This window comes from Oleiphilus sp. HI0132, assembly GCF_001635845.1.
Window position 1 is genome coordinate 1 of sequence record NZ_LWGJ01001548.1, and the last position, 521, is coordinate 521.

1 protein-coding gene is annotated in these 521 nt (G+C 43.0%); it reads left to right on the forward strand.

From position 1 onward, the window contains the following. Positions 1-76: 76 nt before the first annotated feature. Positions 77-521: hypothetical protein (locus A3766_RS23830; RefSeq protein WP_156509093.1), on the forward strand; the 445-nt coding region annotated here is incomplete at its 3' end.

Here is a 521-nt window from a genome sequence, read left to right on the forward strand (position 1 = left end):
TATGATGCAAACGAGAACCGACTGTCTTCAGAATGATAGAGCCCAGTGCTTATCTATAGTTACAAGGAAGAAACTCATGAGCGCACTTATCCACTTGGCAGAAGTCTTTGTTTTTTTGCTTTTCATCATCACCTTCGTAAGAATTCGCTCACTCTATCGTGATTACCCTCCTCTCAACCATACTAAAAAAATGACACAAACTGACGAGCGTAAACCTTTAGTAGGAAATGCTTCAGCCAGTGTGAAATATGAGGACAAAATGGCTATCCTCAAAGAAGCACAAGTTTTTGCAGGTATGCAGCTTCTACCCCTAAAAAAGCGCTATGGAGATATACATGGCGAAAAGTATGCTTGGTTGAGAAAAGCCTGCGCTTTCTACCTTATAGGGGCAACCCGCGCTATAACGAACACAGGCCAATGTGGCCCAGGCACATACGAAGAAATTACTGGACTGGTAATCAAGTCTTGCTTGAAGACCCCTAACAACGACGTACTCGCTTATCTAAAGAGCGCTTCAAATG